The 24,810-nt window shown below is 71.1% G+C and carries 9 protein-coding genes (1 of these 9 running past the window's edge); 7 read left to right on the top strand and 2 right to left on the bottom strand.

Annotated features, from left to right (window positions below; genetic code table 11):
* The first annotated feature begins 548 nt into the window (after positions 1–548).
* From ACY48E_RS01230 to ACY48E_RS01210, 5 genes are all read left to right on the top strand, one after another.
* Complete coding sequence (locus ACY48E_RS01230; RefSeq protein WP_462870496.1) at positions 549–1,409, top strand: ABC transporter permease; 861 nt, start codon at positions 549–551, stop codon at positions 1,407–1,409.
* Between the two features lie 123 nt (positions 1,410–1,532).
* Complete coding sequence (locus ACY48E_RS01225) at positions 1,533–1,850, top strand: chorismate mutase (protein WP_462870224.1); 318 nt, start codon at positions 1,533–1,535, stop codon at positions 1,848–1,850.
* The gene (pabB, locus tag ACY48E_RS01220; RefSeq protein ID WP_462870223.1) at positions 1,847–4,006 is read left to right on the top strand and encodes an aminodeoxychorismate synthase component I; all 2,160 of its coding nucleotides are present in this window, start codon (positions 1,847–1,849) and stop codon (positions 4,004–4,006) included. The genes ACY48E_RS01225 and pabB overlap by 4 nt, the downstream gene beginning before the upstream one ends.
* Positions 4,003–4,917, top strand: coding sequence for a prephenate dehydrogenase/arogenate dehydrogenase family protein (locus tag ACY48E_RS01215; protein ID WP_462870222.1), 915 nt, complete (start codon positions 4,003–4,005; stop codon positions 4,915–4,917). The genes pabB and ACY48E_RS01215 overlap by 4 nt, the downstream gene beginning before the upstream one ends.
* Positions 4,914–5,843 (top strand): diiron oxygenase, encoded by a 930-nt coding sequence (locus ACY48E_RS01210; protein ID WP_462870221.1) that lies wholly within the window; start codon positions 4,914–4,916, stop codon positions 5,841–5,843. Before ACY48E_RS01215 ends, ACY48E_RS01210 begins: the two co-directional genes overlap by 4 nt.
* Before the next feature lie 28 nt (positions 5,844–5,871).
* Here the strand turns inward: ACY48E_RS01210 and ACY48E_RS01205 are convergent, their stop codons facing one another.
* On the bottom strand, positions 5,872–13,005 hold the full coding sequence (locus ACY48E_RS01205; RefSeq protein ID WP_462870220.1) for an amino acid adenylation domain-containing protein: 7,134 nt from the start codon (positions 13,003–13,005) through the stop codon (positions 5,872–5,874).
* A gap of 380 nt (positions 13,006–13,385) precedes the next feature.
* Here ACY48E_RS01205 and ACY48E_RS01200 point away from each other — a divergent pair, with 380 nt between their 5' ends.
* Together ACY48E_RS01200 and ACY48E_RS01195 are read left to right on the top strand one after the other, a co-directional pair.
* The gene (locus ACY48E_RS01200) at positions 13,386–14,288 is read left to right on the top strand and encodes a glycosyltransferase family 2 protein (protein ID WP_462870219.1); all 903 of its coding nucleotides are present in this window, start codon (positions 13,386–13,388) and stop codon (positions 14,286–14,288) included.
* Positions 14,289–14,406: 118 nt separating this feature from the next.
* Positions 14,407–15,276: a glycosyltransferase family 2 protein gene (locus ACY48E_RS01195; protein WP_462870218.1), complete on the top strand. Its 870-nt coding sequence runs from the start codon at positions 14,407–14,409 to the stop codon at positions 15,274–15,276.
* 30 nt (positions 15,277–15,306) lie between these two features.
* On the opposite strand, the gene ACY48E_RS01190 is transcribed toward ACY48E_RS01195, so the two are convergent.
* A protein-coding gene (locus ACY48E_RS01190; RefSeq protein ID WP_462870217.1) for a non-ribosomal peptide synthase/polyketide synthase crosses the window boundary here: on the bottom strand, positions 15,307–24,810 show its end. 24,972 nt of this gene lie beyond the right edge of the window; only the last 9,504 of its 34,476 coding nucleotides appear in the window; its start codon lies beyond the right edge, outside the window — the gene reads right to left on this strand; the stop codon is at positions 15,307–15,309.

Genomic DNA, 24,810 nt, shown 5'->3' with positions numbered 1-24,810 from the left:
ACAACCGCGCAGACCCGCCGCGGGCGCGCCCGTTCGACCCCGAGCCCACGGCTCCGCACACCGTGTTCACCCGGCGACCGCCCACCCCGGCCCCGCAGCCGCGCCGGCAACCGCCGCCACCGAACCACCCCGACGAGCAGGACGACGTCGTCTTCGGACCCGGCCGCCCGCCGCACGCCCGGGTGCGGCCCTACCGACACGAGAAGTCCGCGCACCCGGTCGCCGACGCCGTCACCGACGTCTTCGCCGCCATCCCGCCGCTGCTCCCCGGCACCCCGCGACGGCGACGGCCCGGTGCGCCCCCCGAGGCCCGCATCCCCATCGCCCCACCGGGAACCACCCGTCGACGCGGCACGTGGTCCGCGCCCCACCCGGTGTACGACCCGGTACCGATCGCGCCACCGCGACCGCAGCGGCGGCCCGTCGTCGCACCGCCCGTGGGTGCACCGCCCGTCGTCCGGCCTGTGGGCGCACCGATCCCGGGCACACCGCCACTCGTCCGGCCGCCGGTCGAGCCGCCGCGACCGGAGCTGCCGACGCCCGGCCCGCTGCCTGCCAGCGGGTGGACCCCGCGGCAGACCGACACCTCGCTCGGCACCAGCTTCCCGACGCCGAACCGTTCGCAGTCGGAGATCAGCGCCGTCACCTTCGTTCGGCACAGCGTGATCCAGGCACGACGACTGATGATGAACTGGGGACGCGACCCGCTGACGATGTTCCAGTCGACCGTCTACCCCGCGCTGACGCTGCTGATGTTCTCGGTGGTGCTCGGCAAATCGATCAGCGGCGCCACCGGGCAGCCCGCGGTGTACGGCCAGGTGCCGATGATCACACTCGTCGGCGCCATCTTCGGCTCGCTCGCCAGCGGGGTCTCCCTCAAGGGTGAGGCCACCAGCGGGCTCCTCACCCGGTTCTGGGTCATGCCCACCCATCGCGCGTCAGGACTGGCCGGGCGGTTGATCGCCGAGAGCGTGCGCGTGGTGGTCACCAGTGCCTTCATTGCCCTGGTGGGGCTGGCCATCGGGTTCCGATTCGAGCAGGGGTGGCTGGCAGCCCTCGCGTTCTTCGGCGTCCCGCTGCTGCTCGGGACGGGTTTCGCCACGTTCGTCACCGCACTGGCGGTGTCGGCCCCCAAGCTGCCGCTGGTGGAACTGCTCTCACTCGTGTGCACCCTGCTGATGTTCTTCAACTCCGGTTTCGTGCCCACGCGGGCCTACCCGCCGTGGCTGCAGGGGTTCGTGGAGAACCAGCCCATGTCGACCGCGATCGACACCATGAAGGCCCTCGCCGTGGGTGGCGACGTGCAGCAACCGCTCCTGCACACCACCTACTGGGCCGTAGGAATGATCGTCTTGTTCGCGTACCCCGCCATCCGCGGATACCGTAAGGCGGCAATGAGTCGGGACTGAGGTTGATCACATCCGCGCAAAACCTGCGTTTTCCCGGTATTTTTGGATACCGTGGGAAACGAATCCGAGGGCGCGAGCGATACACCACCGACAGCACAGACAACCGAGCGAGGTGGCGCGCACGTGAATACCCCGGATATCCGGTTGCACGGCCTGCGCGCCGAGCTCGATGCCATCGACACCACGTTGCGTCAGACGCTTCTCGCACGCATGTCGGTGTGTCACCGCATCGGCGAGGTCAAGCGCGAGCACGGCATCGATGTCATGCAACCCGGACGCGTCCAGGAGGTCATCGCCGGGGCGCGCGCGTACGCCCTGGCCCACGGTCTCTCGCCCGACTACCTCGCGGCGCTGTACGAGCTGATCATCGACGAGACGTGCAAGGTGGAGAACGAGCTCGTCGCGCGCGGTGGGAACTCCGTCGGAGCTGGTGGCACGTGACCCGCACGCTGCTCATCGACAACTACGACTCGTTCACCTACAACCTGTTCGAGTTGTTGACGGCCGTGAACGGTCGTAGCCCGATCGTGGTGCGCAACGACGTCGCATGGGACTCGCTGCCCCTCGACGAGGTGGACAACATCGTCATCTCACCCGGCCCCGGGCGCCCGGACCGCCCGGGTGACTTCGGGGTCTGTGAACGCATCCTCGCCGAGTCGACCCTGCCGATCCTCGGCGTCTGCCTGGGCCATCAGGGCTTGTCGGCGAGCCACGGAGCTCGCGTGGTGCGCGCCCCCGAGCCGATGCACGGACGCATCAGCGCCATCGAGCACACCGGCACCGACCTCTTCGAGGGTCTGCCGTCGCCGCTGTCGGTGGTGCGCTACCACTCGCTGGCGGTGGTGGACCTGCCGGACGATCTCGAGGCAACCGCCTGGACCGACGACGGCGTACTGATGGCGGTGCGGCACCGCACACTTCCGCGCTGGGGGGTGCAGTTCCACCCCGAGTCGATCGGCTCCGACGGTGGGCACCGGCTGCTCGCGAACTTCCGCGACGCCACCGCCGCCCCGGCGCGCGCCGTCCCTCCGGCACCGACACCGCCGCCGACCCCGCCCGCTCGCTACACCGTCGAGCACCTGGTTCTCGATCGTGACCTCGACCCCACCGCGGTCTACGAGAGCATGGCGGCTCGATCGACGGCCGGGGCGGCCGGACGATTCTGGATCGACGGCAGCGCGCGTACCGATCCGGCGTCGCGCTTCTCGGTGATCGGCGACTGCACCGGCCCGCGCGCGCAGTACGTCACCTACGACGTGAGCACCGGCACCGTCCGCATACGCGACGCCCACGGGGAACGGTCGATTCGGACGCCGTTCTTCGACTACCTCGACCGGGCTCTGCGCGAGGCGAGCGTGACCGCGGACGAGCAGCCGCTCCCCTTCGACTTCCGTCTCGGGTTCGTGGGCTACCTCGGCTACGAGCTCAAGGCCGAAACCGGTGGCGCGGCAGCACATTCCTCCCCCGACCCCGACGCAGCGCTGGTGTTCGCCGATCGGGCCGTCGTGCTCGACCACGCCGGCGGGCAGGCGTACGCGCTGTGCCTGACCGAGGCCGACGGCGAGGCCGACCTCGTGGCCCACCAGTGGCTCACCGAGATCATCGCGATGCTGAGCGATCTGCCCAGCGCGGTTCCCGACTCCGGTGGACGGCCCGCAGCCATCTCCACCCGACCGTGCGAGAGCACGCTCGAGATGCGGCACTCGCACGATCAGTACGTGGCCCGCATCGAGGACAGCCTCGAGCTGATCCGGGCCGGGGAGACCTACGAGGTGTGCCTGACCAACGCCATCTCCGTGCAGGCGCGCATCGATCCGCTCGCGACGTTCGATCGCCTGCGCACCATCAGCCCCGTGCCCTACGCGGCGCTGCTCGAGTTCGACGACGTCTCGGTGGTGAGCACCTCTCCCGAGCGCTTCCTGCGGATCTTCGCCGACGGCGGCGTCGAGTCCAAGCCCATCAAGGGCACGCGCCCGCGCGGGCAGTCCGCGGACGCCGACCTGCAGATGCGCTCGAGCCTGATCACCAGCGAGAAGGACCGCGCCGAGAATCTGATGATCGTGGACCTGGTGCGCAACGACCTCTCACGCGTGTGCACGCCGGGATCGGTGCACGTGCCCACCCTGTTCGGCATCGAGACCTACGCCAGCGTGCACCAGATGGTCTCGACCGTGCGCGGCGACCTCGCGCCGGGAGCCGGAGCGGTGGACTGCATTCGCGCCACCTTCCCCGGCGGATCGATGACCGGGGCGCCGAAGATCCGCACGATGGAGATCATCGACCGACTCGAGGGTGGTGCGCGCGGGCTGTACTCGGGCAGCATCGGCTACCTCTCGCTCAACGGGGCCGCCGACCTGTCGATCGTGATCCGAACACTGGTCGTGGAGGACGACCGCGTGCGCTTCGGGACCGGAGGCGCCATCACCGCTCTCTCGGACCCCGAGGAGGAGTTCCAGGAGACCCTGGTGAAGGCCTCGACGCTGCAGCGGGTCCTCGAACTCGCACCCGCACCGGTCACCTCGCACCGACCCGCAGCGCGCGCGACATCCCTGCACACGGGCACTCGACGCCCGCCCGTCGCCGGGTCACGACGGTGACGCCGCGCTCCACGGTGGTGGTCGGTGGCCGTGGAGCAGTGGGGAGCATGTACGCGCGGGCATTCGCCGATCTCGGCCACCCCGTGCGCACACTCGACCTCTCCACCGGGGACGACGTGCGCGACCCCGACTCGGACGCCCTGGTCGCCGTCGCGCGCGCGGACGTGGTGGTCCTGGCCGTTCCCGAGGTGGTGGCCCTCGAAGCCCTGGGAACGGTGGCCGAGGTGATGGGCGAGGACGCCGTGCTGGTGGAGACGCTGTCGGTGAAGACGGCCGTCGCCGCAGCGCTCGAGGTGGTCGGTGGACGATTTGCCGCCGTCGGTGTGAACCCGATGTTCGCGCCGTCGCTGGGGATGGCCGGGCGCGTGACCGCGCTCGTTCCTCATCGACCGGGGCCGGCGACCACGGTGGTCACCGACATGCTCACCGCCCACGGATCACGTGTGGTCACGGTGAGCGCAGCCGAGCACGACCGCACCGTCGCCATCACTCAGGCCCTCACCCACGCCGCGGTGCTGGCCTTCGGGCTGGCGGCGGTGGAACTCGGTGTCGATCCGGTGATGGCCGCCGCCCTCGGGCCGCCACCGCATGCGACGCTCTCCGCGCTGCTGGCCAGGGTCAGCACCGGTACCCCGGCGGTCTACCACGACGTCCAACACGGCAACCCCCTGGCGCGGCCGGCTCGAGCCGCACTGTCCGAAGCACTGCGTACGATCGAGGATGCGGCCGATTCCGAGAGCGCCTTCGCCGAGGTGATGGTCCGCGCCGGGCAGGCACTCGGCACCGACACGCAGCGTTACCTTGCGCACTGCATTGCACTGTTCGGCGTCCCGATGCCCGGCAGCACCGAATCGCTGAGGGGGGCGGAGCAGGCAGGTCGGGGGACACAGGACGGAGATTCGACGGCATGACCCTCATCGACGCTGCTCCCGGTCTGACCCCGCGTACCCCGGTGGAGAGTGCCGTCGTGGACCGTCTTGCCCGCAACTGGACGCGTCGGGCGACGGTGAAGAAGGCCGACGCACCGTGGCAGGAGTTGTTCGACCACAGCAAGCACGACTACCCCGACGACCTGATCCCGTTCTCGACGCACCCGGTGTACGCGGGCCTCGACGACGACGCCAAGCACCGCATCCGCGCGCTCGCGTGGATCGCGTTCAACAAGAACGTGATGGACGTCGAGCAGCACGTGGTCAACCCCGGTTTCGCGCTGCTCGCGCAGGACGTGTTCGCCACCGGTCTCGGCGACTCCCTCGCCGTCGCCGTCACCCAGGCGATGGTCGACGAGCAGTACCACACGCTCATGCACCTCGAGGCGAGCGCGCTCACCCGCCGCGAGCGCGGTATCACCGTCCGCGAGGCCGACCTCCCGGCTCCGGCCACGGTGCGCGCACTGCGCGAGCGGCTGGGCAGCACCAGCGACGAGCGGGAAGCAGCGCTGGCGCAGTTGGCCTACACCGCCGTCGCGGAGATCTCGATCACCGGCTATCTGTCGCTGATCGAGGACGGCCCCTCCGTCCAACCCGTCAACCGCGCCACCGTGGCACTGCACGAGCGCGACGAGCACTGCCACGCCTCGATCGCCGCGGAGATGGCGGTGGTGGTGTACGGCGGCCTCTCGGCGGACGAGCGGGCGTTCTTCCAGAGCATGCTCGACGAGGCGATGGACGCGTTCTCGAGCAACGACATGACCACGTGGTCGGCCATCCTCACCCTCGAGGGCGTGGAAGGGTGGGAGGGCATGCTCGCCGACGTCGCCGCCGACACCGCACGCGAACCACTGGTCCAGGACTACTCGGGAATCGAGAAACTGCGCGACGCCCTCTCTGCGGCCTGAGGTCAGCCGGCGACCCGGCGGTTCACAATCAGCCGGCGACCCGGCGGTGGGTGATGCTGACCGCCGCCTCGGTGGGGCCGTAGAGGTTGTGTACCTGCACGTGCGGCGCGACCGCGCGCAGGGTCCGAACCAGCGACGCGGGCAGCGCCTCCCCGATGCACAGCACGCGCTGCACCCCGGCCAGAGCACTGCGGGCACCGCTGAACGCCAGGAACGCGGCGAGCAGCGACGGCACGAACGTCACCGTGCTCACCTTCTGCTCGATCAGCACCGTCGCGAGAATCGCCGGATCACGCTCGGTGTCGGGCGGACCGATCACCAGGCGCGCCCCGGCCACCATCGGCCACCACAGCTCCCACACCGACAGGTCGAACGATGCCGACGTGCGCCACAGCACCGCGTCGTCGTCGCCGAGAGGCATCTCGTCCTGCAACCAGCGCAACTGGTTGGCCACCGCCGCGTGCGAGAGCACCACGCCCTTGGGTCGACCCGTCGAACCGGAGGTGAAGATGACGTAGACCGGCGAATCACCGGTCACCACACCCGCGCCCGTCGGCACCGACGTGGCGGCGCCCCGGATGGCGGCCCGTCGCTCGGCCGGTGCGGTGGGATCGACCGGCAGGTACGCCGCACCGGCCAGCACCACCGCCTGCAGTTCGACCAGCATGTCCAAAGACCGCGGCTTCTCCACGGGGACAACGGTTTCGGGCCCGACGCCCGCAGCGATCAACTCGTCGGCTCGGCGCCGGACCCTCGAGCCGAGTTCGCGGTAGGTCAGACGGGCGCCCTCGGCGTCGACGGCAAAGCGGTCGGCGTACTCGACGTACGAGCGCGTCAGGAGCTGGGCGACGGTGAGCGGGGCCAACTCACGCCGCACGCCCATACCCGGCAGCGCACGAACGTCGTCGGCGGTCATCAGCGGCACGTCGCCCACCGGCCGGTCTGGCTCGCGCACCAGGCCGGCCAGCAGAACCCCGAGCGCCCTGGCCATCGCGGTGGCGGTGGCCTCGGTGAACAGATCGGTGGCGAAGGTCAGTCGCGCCCCCAGGCCGGTGGCCGCGCCGTGATCGTCGAGGATCTCGGCCACCGTCAGATGCAGGTCGTACTGCGACGAACCGGGGTCGGTGTCGATCGGTTCGAGCCGCACCCCCGCGACGTCCAGGACGGGCCGCTCGATGTTCTGGAAGGAGAGCATCACCTGGAAGATCGGGTGGTGCGCGGGCGAGCGGGCGGGGGCGAGCGCGTCGACCACCTGCTCGAAGGCGGTGTCGGAGTGGGAGAACGCGTCCAGATCCGCGGCCCGCACCGCACGCAGCAGCTCCCGGAACGAGCGGGCCGGATCCACCACGGTGCGCAGGGCCAGGGTGCCGACGAACATGCCCACCAGATCGTCGAGTTCCGGTTCGCCGCGCCCGGCGATGGGGGTGCCGACGACGATGTCGCGGGTGGCGCTCCACCGGGCGAGGAACGCCGCGAAGGCTGCGTGGACCACCATGAACGGCGTCGACCCGGTCTCGGCGGCAAGCGCCTGGAATTGCGCGTACACCGAGTTGTCGACGGGAACGTCGGTGGCCCGGGCGCGCAGGCTCGCTGTCGGCGGGCGCCGGTGATCGGTGGGCAGAACCGGTGCGTCCGGGACGCCGGCCAACGTCCGCAGCCAGAAGTCCCGATGCCGCGCTGCCGCCGACTCGGGATCGTCGACGTCGCCGAGTCGGTTGCGCTGCCACACCGCGAAGTCCGCGTACTGCACCGGCAGCGGTGAGAACGACGGAGCGGTCCCGCTGCTGCGGGCCGCGTAGGCCACGACGAGGTCTCGCACCAGCGGGCGCAACGAGGCACCGTCGGATGCCACGTGGTGGGTCACCAGCGCGAACACCCACGTCGGGGCCTCGCGTGTGGGCTCGCCGCCGCCGATCCGCCACAGCGCCGCGGTGATCGGCGGGGCCGCCGTGACGTCGAAACGCGTGGTCACCAGGTCGAGCACGCGACCGAACATCTCGGGGCTGTCGGGGCTGTCGGTGGGAGTCAGGTCGGTGGGAGTCAGATCGATGGGAGTCAGGTCGAGCGACACCGCCGACGCCGGGAGTACCTCCTGGTACGGGCCCGAATCGGAATCGGGGTAGCGGGTGCGCAGAATCTCGTGGCGAGCGATCACGTCGCCGACGGCGGCGTCGAGCGCGGCCACGTTCAAGTCTCCGGTGATGCGCACCACCAGCGGGATGTTGTAGGCCGTCGGTGACGCGGTGGCACGGGCGGAGGCGTCGAACCGGTTGGCGAACCACATGCGTGTCTGGGCGTACGACAGCGGGATGCGGTCCGGTCGAACCACGCTGCGCAGATCGGGCCCGGCGGCGTCGTCGGCCGTGGAGTCGAGGAGCTCGGCCAGGCGCGCCGCGGTGGAGTTGTCGAACACCGCCCGCACCCCGACGTGGCGGCCGGTCACCCGCGATACCCGCGCAGCGACGCGCGTCGCGATCAGCGAGTTGCCGCCCACCTCGAAGAAGTCGTCCTCGACTCCGATCGACTGGTTGCCGAGGATGTCGGTGAACACCGCCAGCACGGCCCGCTCGGTCTCCGTGGCAGCCGGACGGGAGGTACCCGCGGCCTCGAACACCGGATCGGGCAGCGCTGCCCGGTCGATCTTCCCGTTCGGGGTGAGCGGGAATCGACTCATCGCGATGAGCGCCGACGGCACCAGGTGCGTGGGCAGCAGCGCACTGAGGTGGGCCCGCAACGCCACCGACGCCACCGCGGACGACGCGCAGTAGTACGTCACCAGCACGGTCGCACCGGCGGGGCCGGGGCGAGCGAGCGTGATCGACTCGGTGACCGAGCGGTGTCGAAGCAGAGCGGCATCGACCTCGGCGGGCTCGACTCGGATGCCGCGGATCTTCGTCTGCGCATCGACGCGACCGACGTAGAGCAGCGTCGAGGTGCTCGAGTCCGGCGCCACCATCGCGCGCACCAGATCGCCCGTGCGGTACATCCGGGTGCCCGGCTCGCCGACGGGGCACGCGACGAACCGCTCCGACGTCAGGGCGTGCCGGTGCAGGTAGCCGCGGGCGAGTCCGCGCCCGTAGAGGTACAGCTCACCGATCGACCCCGCGGGTACCGGATGCAGCCGGGCATCGAGCACCAGGCATCCCATGCCCGGGATGGCCCGACCGATGTCGACGCTCGCACCCACGGCCAAGGGCTCGCTCAGGTGCGAGGCCACGGTGGCCTCGGTGGGGCCGTAGGCATTGACCAGGTTCACCCGCGGGGCCCACAGATCGCGCAGCGTGGGCGGTAGAGGTTCGCCGCCGACGGCGATCATCTGCGGTGTCGGCAGCTGCTCGGCGTCCATGCTGCCCACCACGCCCGGGGTGGTGGACATGTGGGTGACGCCGTATCGGTGCAGGTAGGCCGCCATCTCCGCACCGCCGACGATCTCCGGGGGAACCACCACCAGTTCGGCGCCGGGGAGGTGGGCGATGAGCAGGTCCATCACGAACGGGTCGAAGCTGGGCGAGGCGGTCTGAGCGGGTCGGGACCGTGCCTCGGTGGCGAACCGGGCGCGGGTGGCGGCCCCGAGACCCTCGATGCCCGCGTGGGTGACCACCACTCCCTTCGGCATCCCCGTCGACCCCGAGGTGTAGACCATGTACGCCGCCGCGGTGACCGGCACCGCCTCGGCGCGCACCGCGGCGGTGGTGTCCACCGGCCGCTCCCACTCGTCGTCGATCTCGATCCACGTCACCGTGTCGGGTAGCTCGCCGATACGCTCGCGCGCCGCCAGGCCGATGCGGGCCCCCGAGTCCGCCAGCATGTACTGCAGGCGAGCGGTGGGATAGCCGGTGTCGAGCGGGACGTAGGCCGCACCCGTCAGCGCGACCGCCCATACCGCCAGCACCATGTCCAGCGACCGCGGGAACGAGATCGCCACGAACGTTCCCGGACCGGCCCCCGCACCGCGGAGCACGTCGGCCAGCCGCGCCGCGCGGTGGCCGAGTTCGCGATAGGTGAGCGTGCGTTCGCCCAGGCGCACCGCCGTCGCATCCGGGTAGCGATGCACCGACGTCGCCAGCACGGCGCCCAGGGTGACGGGTCCGTCGGTGAACGAGCCCGGCGGCGGCAGGTCGGGTCCGCGCAACGCATCGAGCAGTCGACGGCGTTGCTCACCGCCGAGCACGTCGAGATCGCGCACCGGGGTGGTGTCGGCGCCGAGAACGGCCGAGAGGGTCGAGACCACCAGGTCGGCGAACGCGGCCGCCGTGGACTGCTCGAACAGGCGCACCGAGTACACCACCGACAGGTCGATCCCGGCGGGCACGCCGTCGTCGTCCACCCGGGCCTGTGCGCCGAGCAGCAGATCATCCTTGCCCGTCGCGATGTGTGGCTCGAGCACCGTGGCGGTGAGCCCGGCCAGGTCGAGGGTGATCTCCGACCGCGCGGGGCGATAGGCGAACCCGATCCGATACAGCGACGCCCCCGGCCTGCCGACGCGGTCGAGAACCCGGTCGTAGGGCACGTCCGCGGTGTCGTACGCCATCAGCGCGACGCGCCGCACGTGCTCCACCAACTCGCGCACGGTGTCGCTCTCGCCGATCCGCATCCGCAGGGCCAGGGTGCCGACGAACGTGCCGATGGCCGAGTCCAGCGCCGGGTCGGTGCGCCCCGCCGTCGCCACACCGATGGCGAAATCGCTGACGCCGGTCCATCGCGCCACGGCGAGCGCGTAGGCCGCGAGCAGGATCATGTGCTCGCTGACCTCGTGGCGGGCGGCCATCCGGTCCACCGCGCGGTGAAGTTCGGGGCCGAGGTGGCAGGCGATCTCGGCGACCGCGGAGGTATCGCGTGCCGTGTGGTCGACGGGAAGCTCGAGCAGCGGGGGCAGACCGTCGAGTTGCTCGGCCCACCGATCGAGCTGACCTGCGGCCGCGGGCGAGGGCGCTCCCGGTTCTCCGAGAAGCTCGTGCTGCCAGAGTGCGTAGTCGGCGTACTGCGTCGCCGAGGACGACCACTGGGGGCGCTCCCCGCGACGCCGCGCGGCGTGGGCGGTGGCGAGATCGGCCGCCAACGGGATCAGCGACTCGCCGTCCATCACCAGGTGATGCACACACACCACCAGGACGTGATCCTCGGCGGACGAACGCACCAGGGCGGCACGCACCGGTGGCGCGGCCCTGACGTCGAAGGGTTGCGACGCGAGTCGAGTCAGCACCTCGACCTCCTCCTGCGGGGAGGAGGCCGCGATCACGGGCAGCGGCACCGGCAGCGCCGAGGCCACCGGCAGGATCTGCTGGTGAGGTCCGTCGTCGCTGTCGGGGAACGCGGTGCGCAGCACCTCGTGGCGTTCGACCACGTCGTCGATCGCCGCGGACAGCGCCGCCACGTCCAACTCCCCCCGCAACCGTAGGACCAGCGGGACGTTGTAGGCCGACGAGGTGGGCTCGAGCTGCGCGAGTACCCACAGCCGCAGTTGTGCGGGGGCCAAGGGGAGCACGGGCGGGCGCGTGCGCGCAGCCACCGCGGCCAACGACGCACCGCCGCCGGAGCTGCCGCCGCCGTCGGCCTCCTCGCGAACCTGATCGAGACGCCGAGCCAGAGCGCGTGGGGTGGGGGCGTCGAAGATGTCGGCCACCCGCAGACCCGACTGCACACTGCCCGGATCGGCGTTGATGGCGGCGTTGAGCCGGGCGATCACCTTGGCCGCCGAGAGTGAGGATCCGCCAAGGTCGAACCATGATTGATCGGCGCCAACGGTGGCAGTGCCGAGCAGATCGACGTACACCGAGCGCACCAGTTCCAGCGTCGACGACTGCTCACCAGGTGCACCCTCCGGCGCGGGCGACTGCCCGCCGAGCGTGGGCACCGGCAGCCGATCGGCATCGACCAGACCGTCGGCGCCGAGAGGCAGTTCGTCGACCACCACGACGGCGTCGGGTACGGCGTAATCGGGGAGCACGGCAGCCAACTCGTCGCGCGGTGCGCCCTCGCTGACCGCCCCCCCGCTCACGTAGGCCACCAGCATCGTGCCCGCATCGGGGTCGTCGACCGCGACCACGTGGGCCTCGGAGTAGGGCGACTGCTCGCGCACGGTGGCGGCAATGTCGAGGGTGTTCACTCGCACGCCTCGGCGGGTGTGGTCCGCGCCCGAGTCGCGCAGGCCGGTGATCGCCCCGGAGGTGTCGGCCACCCCGATCCATCCCGTGTCCACGGTGGCCGGGCCCGTCTCGCCGTCGGGGCTGTCGGGGCCGTCGGGGCTGTCGGCGGGTCGGTCGATGCGCAGATGCACGGCGCCGAGGACCCCCGAGGGCACCGCCCGGCCGCGGGCGTCGAGAAGCACGGCGTCCTCGACCTCGAGCGCACCGAACACCAACGGCGAGAGCCGCGGCACCGCCACGGTGACATCCGCGGCCGCGGGCTCGCGCAGGAGCTGGGCGCGTCTGTGTTCGGTGGTGATCACCGAGGTGGCCCCCGCGGCGACGGCGTCGGCGAGGTTCGGTGCGATCACCAGGGGCCGACCATCGAGGAGCGTGGCCCAGAACTCCGGCGCCGACAGCAGGCGGTGGTGGGCGTGGCGCCACCACACCCCACCCTCGGGCGCGAGCATGCGCGCAGTGGCCGCGCATCCGGAGAGCACGTCGGTGGGTTCCGGGTGCGGGAGAAGGGTGCCGCCGACACGGACACCGCACCCGCTGAGCAACGCCGCCACCAGGTCGACGGCCAGATCGAACGACTCCGGCCCGGTGATCTCGAGGACGTCGTCGGCGGTGCGGTCGCGCGCCCTCTCGGCTGCAGCGCGGCCGACATCGGCGAGGGTGTGGGTGGCGTCGGGGGTGACCACGGCGGGGCGGGCGGGGAACTCGGCACACAGCGCCGCCCACCGCCCGGAGACGGTGTCGGCAACGGCGGCGCGGGCTGCGGCTCGAACTTCGGCGGCCAGATCAGCGCCGTGGGCCGCCAGGGCCGCCGGGGCCAGCGTGGCGACCGCGGCGAGAGCGGCGGCGTCCGGGTCTGCGCGCAGGGTGGGAACGGCCGCGCCGAGCCCCGACGCCGACGCGGCCAGGGCGGCGAAGGTGACCGCCCGGCCGACCGGGGACGACCGCAGCAGGATCGGGTGGTGGGGGCGGTGACGACCGCACCAGCTGACCAGCTCGGCCATCGTCGGTGAGCTCACGTCCCCCTGTCCCTCCTGAGTACAGCCCCGCCGCAGCACGTGCGACTGTCGGTGCCACGTGCGTCGATGACGTTACCCGGTGTCACATCTCATGAATCCCTGTCACATCTCACGGGCCTCTGTCACACCCCGCCCGTTCTGTCGGCACGGCGCTGTCGGTTGTTCGAATGCACAATCGCAGCTCTGGCGACGCACAGCTGATCAGTTCCCGTACAACGCCGGAATTCGACCCGGAAAGCAAACCGCAGAGCTGCAGTTGTCAGCGATAAACATCACATAACCAGTACATTTCGTCGAATGTTCATCTCCGGTCGAGAACAGAGGCGTGCTAGGTACTTCCCAGTGGAAATGAGTTCGAATCCGGTGTTTACTTACCAACCATGACCTCAACCTTGTCCGTGGTCGTGCCTGCGCACAACGAGGCCGCTCACATTCGGGAATGCGTCGAGCGCCTGCTCGATCAGGTCGAGGATCTGCACGAGATCATCGTCGTCGACAACAACTGCACCGACGACACCGTCGACATCGTTCGGGACGTGGCCGCCGGCGATCGCCGAGTCCGCGTCATCACCGAGCCGCGCCCGGGTGTCGCCCACGCCCGCAACGCCGGTTTCGCCGCGGCCAGGGGATCACTGGTCGCCAGGGTCGACGCGGATACACGGGTGTGCACCACCTGGGCGCGCGCCATCCTCGACTTCTTCGACCGCACGGGAACCCGGTACGCCGGGGGCAGCGGACTGTGCCACCTGCACGACCTGCCGTTCCAGCAGCCGTTCCGCGTCATGCACCGCGCGGCGGATACTCGGCTCGCCGCGCGGGTCGATGCCGATCGGTCGGTGTCCGCCCCGGAGTTGATCGGGCTGAACATGGTGATCCGCAGGGATGTCTGGCGCGCGATCGAGCCACATCTGAGCACACGGGCCGATGTGCACGAGGACACCGATCTGTCTCTGTGCATCGGCGAGCACGGGGCAACCCTGGCCATCGTCCCGGGGATGACCGCCGAGACCTCCGGTCGGCGCTACCTCAGCGGTGCAGGCGATTTCCTGCGGTATTGCGCGGCGGGTGCGCGCACGTACTGGCTGCACGGCCGACGCGTCGCGGCCACCGCCACGCTGGCGACCTCCGTCACCGCACTGAGCTTCTACGCCGTGATGTGGGTGCCGTTCCGGGCGTGGAATCCGTCGACCGCGCGATTCGAGCCGAGCCGAGTGCTCTCCTGCCCGGGCCGTGACACCGGACGGGTGAGCTTCACCGCCGCCCGATCCGCCGTCAGCGCCTGAACGTCTCACCGCCGCTGTCGTTCGATCGGTGGGTTTCGTACCGCACCACCAGGCCGTCACGAACCGACCAGGCAGAACGAGGTGCTCGCCGATCACCGCAGATCCCTACAATGCCGTCATGCCACTTCCCACCCTGTCCCTGGTCGTTCCCGCGTACAACGAGGAAGCGACCATCGGGGCCCTGCTCGAATCGATCCGCGACCAGCAGGAGCAGTTCGTCGAGATCCTGGTGGTGAACAACAACTCGACCGACGGAACGGCGCGGGTCCTGGCAGAGCTGGCACCGGGGTTCCCCGCCCTGCGGGTGATCGACGAACCGTCGCCCGGAGTGATCTGCGCGCGCAACGCCGGGTTCGACCAGGCGGTCGGTGATCTGATCGGCAGGCTCGACGCCGACGCTCGGGCCAAGCCGGGATGGGCGCTGGCAGTGCGCACCTTCTTCGCCACCGCGGACGAGTCCATCGGCGCGGCCAGCGGCCTGTTCGATCAGTACGACATGCCCATGCAGTGGTTGCACAAGGCCATCCTGCAGTCGGGTCTGCGCGGCGGCGGCGACGGTCCGCGGGAGATACCGGCTCTCTTCGGCGCCAACATGGTGATCCGGCGATCGGTGTGGAAGGACATCCGCCCGAATCTGCTCGACACCAACGGCATCCTCGACGACCTCGACATCACCCTGTGCGTCACCGACGCCGGCCGCAAGAACGTGCTGGTCGAGGGCATGGAGATCAGCGCATCCGGCCGTCGCATGCTCAGCAGCATCAGCAATTACCGAACCTTCACCGAGTACCTCCCCGCCACCTTCGACGCCCGCGGGCGTACCGAGGAGGCCGCCCGAGCGCGCCGGGGTATCACCCTCATGCGGGCCCTGCACGTGGTGCTGTACGTACCGGTCCGCGCCTGGGACCCCACCGCGCACCGCTACTCGGTGCGTCGACTCTTCGGCCACCACACCGAACGGGTGCTCCCCTACTCGTCCACCAGCTGATCGGGACCGCCTGAGCGGCGCCCGCCCCGATCAGGACCTGCGTACCGCCGCCAGAACCGACAGTGCCCGCAGCCACAGCTCGGTGAGGACGGCGACTTCCTCGTCGGTGACGATCTCCGGCACGTAGGACAGGAACGCGGTGATGCGGGACCCGCGCTCGTCCGTCTCGGCCATCGACTGGATGTCGAGTTCGGCCTGCGCGGGCATGCGGTTGCCGCCCGGGTCGGTGATCTCCGGAGTCTGGAAATCCGGGAGCCACGGTGCACCGCGCAGTTCCACCGGAACCGTCGTCTCGGACACGCGTCCGATGTAGTTGAACACCACCTGCGGCTCACCGAACTCGCGCAGCACGGCCGCGGACTCGGGGTGCACGTAGCGCAGCAACCCGTAGCCGATACCCCGATCGGGGGTGGCCGCCATCGCCGACCGCACCCGCGCCACGATCTCGTCGGCGGCACCGTCGACACCGGTCAGGGCATGGTCGAGGTCGATTCCGGCCAGGTCGATCCGTGCCGGATACATGGTGGTGAACCAGCCCACCGTGGTCGCCAGGTCCGACCCGGCCACCGCCGACTCCTCACGTCCGTGACCTTCGAGAGTGAGCAGCGCCGACGGCGCGTCGACGCCACGATCGCGTCGCCACGTCGCCAGCGCCAGCGACAACGCGCCCACCAGCAGGTCCGTCGTGCTCGCCGCATCGTCGGACGAGGGAGCCAGGAGCACCTCGGACACCTCCGCGGGAACCCGCACGATCGCGCGCTGACGGCGATCGGCGGTGTCGACGGCGGTATCGAGGCGCCGACGACCCAGCGGCGGATCCGCCGGGGCCAGCACCGAACGCCAGTGGTCGAGTTCGGCCACCCGCTGCGGCGCCGCGCTCTCGAGGCCCAGCGCCCACGCCCGCCACGATGTGGCCTCGGCGGCCACCGTGGGCTGCTCACCGGCAGCGACCTGCGCGCCCGCGGTGGCCAGATCGGTGACGAGGATGCGCCACGACACCGAATCGACCACCAGGTGGTGGGGCATGAGCAGCAGACGACCCGGTGTATCGGCCGACCGGGGGTCGAACCACAGCACCTCGAGCATCGGCCCGGCCACGGGATCGATCCGGTCCATCGCGGCGCGGAACTGCGCCCGCACCATCTCGTCGTACGCGTCCGTGCCCGGCAGTGTGTGCTCGTCGAGCTCGATGCGCTGCACCAGCGGCTCGATCTCGAACGCGTCGGCCGCGGGGATCTCGAGGGCCGCCGCGCCGTCGCCCAGCAGCAGCGACGAGCGCAGCACGTCGTGGGTGTCGATCACGCTGCGCAGCACCGCGAGCAGATCAGCACGGGCCAGTCCGGCCGGCAGCACCAGCATCATCGGCATGACGAAGCCCGAGTAGTCACCGCCCCGCTCGATCATCTTGCGAGCAACCGGCGACAGCGGAGCACCGCCCACCGCATCGGGAGTGGCCCGGGCGCCCGTGCGGAGGTCGGCCGGGCCGGCACCCGCCCGCTCGTCCACTGCGGCGGCGAGCGCCGCCACGGTGCGCCGCTCGAACACCTCCCGCGCGGTGAAGTCCAGGCCCGCTGCGCGGGCGCGGGCGACCAGCTGCATCGAGACGATGCTGTCGCCGCCGAGCTCGAAGAACGAATCGTCCGCACCCACCCGATCGACACCGAGAACTTCGGCGATCACCGCGGCGACGGCGATCTCGGTGGGCGTCCTCGGCTCACGGTACGACGACGCCGTCGACGGGTCCGGCACCGGCAGCGCGCGACGATCGATCTTGCCGCTCGGGGTGGCCGGGAACTCGTCGAGGATCAGCACCGCCTCCGGCACCATGTATGCGGGCAGCGCCCGACGGGCCGCGGCGATCAGGTCGGCCGGATCCAACACCACACCCGGACGCGGGACGACGTAGCCGAACAGGCGCCCACCGGACTCGCGCGCACCCCGCTCGGCCGCCCCGGAGCCGTGCACCGCTGCCGCCGCGTTGGACACACCCGCAGCGGTGGCCAGCACCGCCTCGATCTCCTCGAGCTCGATGCGCAGACCCCGCAACTTCACCTGGAAGTCCACGCGGCCGACGAACTCGAGTTCGCCGTCCGCGGTCCAGCGCACGAGGTCGCCCGTGCGGTACATGCGCTCACCGGCGTCGCCGTAGGGATCGGGCACGAAGCGTTCGGCGGTCAGATCCGCGCGCCCGGCGTACCCGCGCGCCAGCTGGTCGCCGGCGAGGTACAGCTCGCCCGCGGCGCCGATCGACACCGGCCGCAGCCGGGCATCGAGCACCCGGGCGCGGGTGTTCCACACCGGGGACCCGATGGGAACGGTGGGATCGCGGCGGGCGATCACACCCGCGGCGTCGCGCACGTCGTACGAGGTGGCGTCGACGGTGACCTCGGTGGGTCCATAGAGATTGACCACGCGAGCTCCGGCGACGTCGCCGAGCCGCTGGGCGACGGCCGGGGAGAGCGCCTCACCACCGGAGAACACCACGCGCAACGAGCGCAGCTCGCCCTCCGCGGCGGCATCGGCGAACAGCGTGAGCACCGACGGCACGAACTGCGCCACGGTCACCGAGTGCTCGGCCACGGTGCGCGCCAGGTACACCGGGTCGCGGTGGCCGTCGGGGGACGCCACGACCGTCCGCGCGCCGACCGTCGACGGGGCGAACAACTCCCACACCGAGGCGTCGAAGGTGACCGGGGTCTTGAGCAACACCACGTCGTCCGCGTCGATCCCGAAGGTCTCCGTGATCCACATCAGCTGGTTCACCAGCGAGCGACGTGTGATCTCGACACCCTTGGGCACCCCGGTCGATCCCGAGGTGAACAGCACGTACGCCAGGTGGTCGCCGTGCGGCGCGCCGAGCAGGTCGGCGTCGGTGAGCGGGGCGTCGGAGATCTGCGGGTCGGCGAGCGCGGGCAGGGTCGCCGCGTCGATGACCAGCGCCGGGCGCGCGGCCTCGATCACCGCGCGGGTGCGCTCGGCCGGGTTGTCCGGATCCAGTGGCACGTACGCCCCGCCCGCGGCGGAGACCGCCAGCACGGTCAGCAGCAGATCCACCGACCTCGCCAGAGAGACCCCGACACGCACGTCCGGTCCCACGCCGCGACCGATCAGCACCCGCGCCGCGCGCGCGACACGGGCCGCGAGGTCGGCGTAGGTGAGCGCGATCTCGGTGCCGTCGTCGGCGTGGCCGAGCACCGCGACGGCGTCCGGTGTGCGAGCGCACTGCGCCCGGATCAGGTCCCACACGCCGGTGTCGGGAACGGTGCGGCCGGTGTCGCTCCACTGGTGCAGCACCGCGCGACGCTCGTCGTCGGGCAGCAGATCGAGATCGCCGACGGTGGTCGAGGTGCGCAGAGCGAGGGCCTCGAGGATGCGGGTGAACCGCGCCGCGAGCACCGCCACCTGGTCGGCGTCGAAGACCGAGGGCAGGTACTCGAGGGTCACCTTCAACGACGAGTCGATCTGGGCGAGCACCGTCATCGGGTAGTGCGAGGCATCGGAGACGGCGGCACCGGCGAACCGCATGCCGTCGATGTCGGTGGTCTCGTCGATCCCGGCGCTCTCGACGGGGTAGGACTCGAACACCGTCAGGGTGTCGAACAGCCCACCGATGCCGGCGACCTGCTGGATGCGCGGCAGACCGAGGTAGTGGTGCTCGATCAGATCGGCCTGCTCGGACTGGATGCGCTCGAGCAACGTCAGCAGCGACTCGGACGGATCGAGGCGCACCCGCACCGGGATGGTGGTGATGAACAGCCCGAGCATCGACTCGATACCGCCGATCTCCGGCGGGCGACCGGAGACGGTGGCGCCGAAGACGATGTCGTCGGAGGCGACGGTGTGCGAGAGCAGGATGCCCCACGCGGCCTGCACGATCGTGTTCATCGTGACCCCGCGATCACGGGCCACGTGCGCCAGGGCGTCACCCACCCGGTCGGTGATCAGCACGTCGACCGTGTGCGGCACGAGATCGGCCTCGGCGGCGTCACCGGCCGACGCCGCCACCGGCGCGGGAGCCAGCACGGTCGGCTCGTCGAGCCCGCTGAGGGCGTGCGCCCACGCCAACCGCGCGGAGTCGACATCGCGGGTGGACAGCCACGTCAGGAAGTCCTTGTACGGGCGCACACGCGGCAGCACCGAGCCGTCCCCGCGCGCGGCGTAGAGCATGATCAGGTCCTTGAGCATCAGCGGCATGGACCAGCCGTCGAGCAGGATGTGATGGTTGCTCACCGCGAACACGTACGACGACGGACCGGTGACGATCATCAGGAACCGCATCAGCGGCGGGGTGTCCATCGCGAAGCGCGCCGTGCGGTGATCGAGAAGCAGCGCCGCGACCTTCTCCTCGCGTTCGGCGTCGCCGAGGTGCGTCAGGTCGACGGTGCGGAAGTCGACGTCCGGGTTCTCCACCACCACCTGCACGGCCAGGCCGGTGGGATCGGTGACGAAGCCGGTGCGCAGGTGCGCGTGCCGATCCACGAGGGCGCGGGCGGCGGCGCGCATCCGCGCGATGTCGACCACCCCGCGCAACTGCAACGCCACCTGCGCGGTGTACACGTCGGCGGACGGCCCGCCGTCACCGTCGGCGCCCTGCAGGGTGTTCGCGAGCACCGAGTGGAAGAGCATGCCTTCCTGCAGCGGCGCGAGCGACCACACGTCCGACAGGGTCGGGTACAGACCCGTCAGGCGGTCCAGGCCGGCCTGGGTGAGCGGCACCAGCGGGACGTCCGACGGAGTGAGCCCGCCGGCATCCGGTTCGGCCGCGTGCGCGGCCAGGGTGCCCGCCGCATCGACGAAGGCCTGTGCGATCGCGCGCGCATCGGCCGCCGGCAGCACGTCGCCGGCGTGGGCGAACGAGAGTGTGAGCACTTCACCGGAGTCCGAGCCGATCGTCGCGGCGTTGATCGAGAGCACGGCGGGGGCAACCATCCCGGGATCGGACGCCCCACCCAGGCTCCCGCCGTCGGCGACGGGTTGCCAGCCGAACTCGGCGAACTCGGCGGCGTTCTCCGACCCGGCGGTGCGGCCGAGATAGTTGAACCCGATCTCGGGGCTGCGCAGCCCGGCGAGCACCGGCGCGGACTCCCGGTCGAGGTACCGCAGGATGCCGTAGCCGATCCCGCGGTCGGGAACCGCCCGCAGCTGCTCCTTCACCGCCTTGACGGCCGACCCGGGGTGGCCGCCGGGGCCGATGTCGAGACGCACGGGGTAGAGGGTGGTGAACCACCCGACGGTGCGGCCGAGGTCGGCCACGTCCCCGAGTGCCTCCTCCTCACGACCATGACCCTCGAGGTCGATGGTGAGCGTCGAGTCGGGTAGGCCCCGCTCGCGCCGGTAGGACGCCACCGCGAGCGCGAGGGCGGTCAGCAAGGAGTCGTTGGCACCGGCGCGGTACTTCTCCGGCAGCGTGATCAGCAGCGCCTCGGTGACCGCGGGGTCGAGCTGGACGTCGAAGCGTTCGACGGTGCTCTGCACGTCGACCCCGGGGTCGAGCGCACGGACACCGAGCGGCGGCTCCGTTCCGTCCAGCGCGGCGCTCCAGTGGCCCAGTTCGCTGCGGCGATCGCGTACCGATGCGCCGAGCGCGTGCGCCCAGGCCCGCATCGACGTACCCACCGACGCCAGCTCCACCGCTCCGGCGCCCAGTTGGGCCCACGCGGTGGCGAGATCGGGGACCAGCACGCGCCAGGAGACCCCGTCGACCACGAGATGGTGGATCAGCACCAGCAGGCGTCCGGTCGTGGTGCCCGGCGCCGCGGGGGCAGTGGAGTCGATCCAGACTGCGCGGATCATCCGGCCCTCGCGCGGGGACAGCCACGCGGCCGCGGCCTCCTGCTGGGCCTCGGCGAACGAGATGTACTCGTCGCTGCCGGGGGCGGCATCGGTGGACACGCGGGTCAGCACGTCCTCGGGCGCGACGGCGCCGCGCGGCAGCACCTCGAGCAGGTGTTCGCCGTCCCGCTCGATCAGGCGGGAACGCAGCTGATCGTGGTGATCGACGACGGCGGCGACCGTGCCGAGCAGTCGCTGCTGCGCGTCGGCGGTGTCGCCGAGATCTGCCGGGAGCGAGAGGAAGACCGCCTGCGAGAAGCGGTCGAACTCGCCGCGGGTGTCCACCAACCACCGCATGATCGGGGTCAGGGGCAGGGTTCCGACGCCGTCGCCGTCGAGCTCGGCCAGCGCGGCGGCAGTGGCGGCGTCCTCGGCGCGCGTGGCCACCGACGCCAGACCCGCGACGGTGCGCTGTTCGAACACGTCCCGGGCGCGGAAGACGATTCCGGCGTTCTTGGCGCGGGTGACCAGCTGGATCGAGACGATGCTGTCGCCGCCGAGCCCGAAGAACGAGTCGTCCACACCGACACGGTCCACACCGAGCACCTCGGCGAAGAGCGCCGCGATGGCCTCCTCCATCGCGTTGGCCGGCGCTCGGTAGGAGCCACCGACGCTGGTGAACTGCGGCTCGGGCAGTGCGCGGCGGTCGAGTTTGCCCGCGGGGGTCAGCGGGATCTCGTCGAGAACGACGATCGCCGACGGCACCATGTAGCCGGGCAGGGTCCGTCCGACGTGTGCGGAGAGCTCCGCCGGGTCGACGGTGCGCCCGCGCACGGGCAGCACGTACGACACCAGCACCGTCTGTCCGGTCTGCTCGCGGTCGAGACCGACGGTGACGGCGAAGTCCACGTCGCTGTGGCGGCCGAGCACCGAGTCGATCTCGCCGAGCTCGATACGGAAGCCACGCACCTTCACCTGGAAGTCGGTGCGACCCACGTACTCGAGGTCGGGGGCACCACCGGGGCGGTCCACCCAGCGCACCACGTCACCGGTCCGGTACATCCGCGAGCCGGGCTCACCGAACGGTGCCGCGACGAACCGCCCGGCTGTGAGGGTGAAACGTTCGTGGTAGCCGCGGGCCAGTGCGGGGCCGGCCACGTACAGCTCACCGGGCACCCCGCGCGGGACCGGTTGGAGCCGCTCGTCGAGCACGGCGAGGGCGACACCGCGGGTGGGCCCACCGATGGTCACCGGGCGATCGGGCGACATCGGGATGCTCGAGGTGCTCCAGATGGTGGCCTCCGACGGGCCGTACAGGTTGAACATCCGCCGACCCGGCGCCCAGCGGCGCATGGTCTCGGGCGGGCACGCCTCACCGGCGACGGCGAGTACGGCGAGCTCGTCCAGACCGGACGGGTCCACGGTGGTCAGGGCTGCCGGGGTGACGAAGGCGTGGGTGACGTGGTTGCCGCGCAGCAGGTGCGCCAGTTCGTCGCCGCCGATGATCGAGGTGGGTGCGATCACCATCGTCGACGCCGCCGCGACGGCCATGAGGATCTCGAACACCGAGGCATCGAACGACGGCGAGGCGAAGTGCAGCACTCGCGACTGCGGGGTCAGCCCCAGCCGCTCCCGCTGATCGGCCACCACGTTGGTGAGCCCGGTGTGGGTGACCACCACTCCCTTGGGCTTGCCGGTGGAGCCGGAGGTGTAGATCACATACGCGGCCTGGTCGTAGACAGCGGCGTCCGAACGGTCGGGGGAACGCACCGGCTCGGCGGCGGCCACGGCGGCCACCACCTCGGGTGCGTCGAGGGCGATCCACTCGGTGGGGCCGGGCAGGTCGGCGATGCTGGCCGCGACGGTCAGGCCGATCGGCGCCCGCGTATCGGTGACCATGTGGGCGATGCGGTCGGCCGGGTACGTCGGGTCCACCGGCACCACCGCGGCGCCGGCCTTGGCGATGGCCCAGAAGGTCAGCACCGATTCCGCCGAACGGCGCAACGCCGAGGCGACGATGGTCTCCGGTCCCACACCGCGATCGACCAGCAGCCGGGCCAGGCGACCGGCTCGGTCGTCGAGTTCGCGATACGTCATCTCGGTGCTGCCGATGCGCACGGCCACCCCGTCCGGGTTGGCGGCCACCGCTGCGTCGAGGATCCCGGCCAGCGTGGTCGGATGCTCGCTCGGTGCACCCGAGACCGGCATCAGGGACGCACGTTCGGCGGCATCGAGCAGGTCGATGTCGCCGATCGCCACCGTGGGGTCGGCGGCCACGGCGCGGGCGATGGTGGTCCACCGCTCCGCGAAGCGCGCGACGGTCGACGCGTCGAACAGGTCGGTCGCGTAGCTGAAGACGGCGTCGATGCCGGCGGGGGCGCGCGAGTCGTCGAAGTTCTCCGAGAGGGTCAGCTGCAGATCGAACTTGGCCGTGCCGCCCACCGGGTCCAGGCCCTGGACCGTCAGGTCGGGCAGCTCGAGGTGCGCCGGTGCGTTGTTCGCCAGCGACAGTGCCACCTGGAACAGCGGGGAGAAGGCGGTGGAGCGCTCCGGCGCGAGCACCTCGACGAGCCGCTCGAAGGGGATGTCGGTGTGGGTGAACGCCGCGAGGTCCGTGGCGCGGGTTCGTGCGAGCAGATCCACGAACGAATCGGCCGCGGCAACCGGGGTTCGCAGCACCAGGGTGTTGACGAACATGCCGACCACGTCGTCGAGCTTGCCGTCGGGGCGCCCGGCGATGGCCGTGCCGATGGCGATGTCGTCGGTGGTCGACGAGCGAGCCAGCAGCGCTGCCAGCACCGCGTGCACCACCATGAACAGCGAGGCGTTGTGTTCGCGGGCGAGGGCGTCGAGAGCGCCCTGGAGCTGCGCGTCGATGCTGAACCGGTGATCGGCTCCGCGCAGCGACTGCACCGGCGGACGGGGACGGTCGGTGGGCAGGTCGATCACCGCGGGCAGATCCGACAGCTCCGCCGCCCAGTGCGCGATCTGGCGAGCGGCCAGCGACTGCGGGTCCGACTCGTCGCCGAGTACCTCACGCTGCCACATCGAGTAATCCGCGTACTGCACCGCCAGCGGCGACCAGTGCGGTTCGTCGCCGCCGACGCGGGAGCCGTAGGCGATCATCACGTCGCGGGCGAGCGGGGCGATGGAGGCACCGTCCGCGGACACATGGTGCACCACCAGCACCAACACGTGCTCGTCGGCACCGGCGGAATCGCTGGGGCCCACCCGCAGCAACGCCGAGCGCACCGGCACGGCCGTGGCCACGTCGAAGCCGGTGGTGACGAGGGTACGCACGCGCTCGAGAACGGCCGCCTCGTCGGCGAGCTCGACCACGCTCACACTGTCGAGCACCTGCTGGAAGACCTCGCTCGCGGGCAGGATGCGCTGGTGCGGACCGTGCCCGTCGTCGGGGTAGAAGGTCCGCAGGATCTCGTGGCGTTCGACCACGTCCAGCACCGCGGTGCGCAGCGCGTCCTCGTCGAGACGGCCGGTGAGGCGGATGACCATCGGGATGTTGTAGGCCGCCGACTCGGGGTCGTACTGGTTGATGAACCACATCCGCGACTGAGCTGTCGAGAGCGGGATGCGCTCGGGTCGCGGGCGCGCCACCAGCGGCGGCCGCGGCGTGCGATCGGAGTCGGCGTGCTCGGCGCGCGAGGCCAGGCCCGCCACCGTGGGAGCCTCGAACAGCTCCCGCACACCCAGGCTCACGCCGAGGGCCTCGTTGATGCGCGCGACCACGCGGGTGGCGCTCAA

Source organism: Rhodococcus sp. AZ1, from assembly GCF_054979605.1.
Note: the sequence above shows the minus strand (reverse complement) of the source record. Positions and strands in the feature narration are given on the sequence as shown.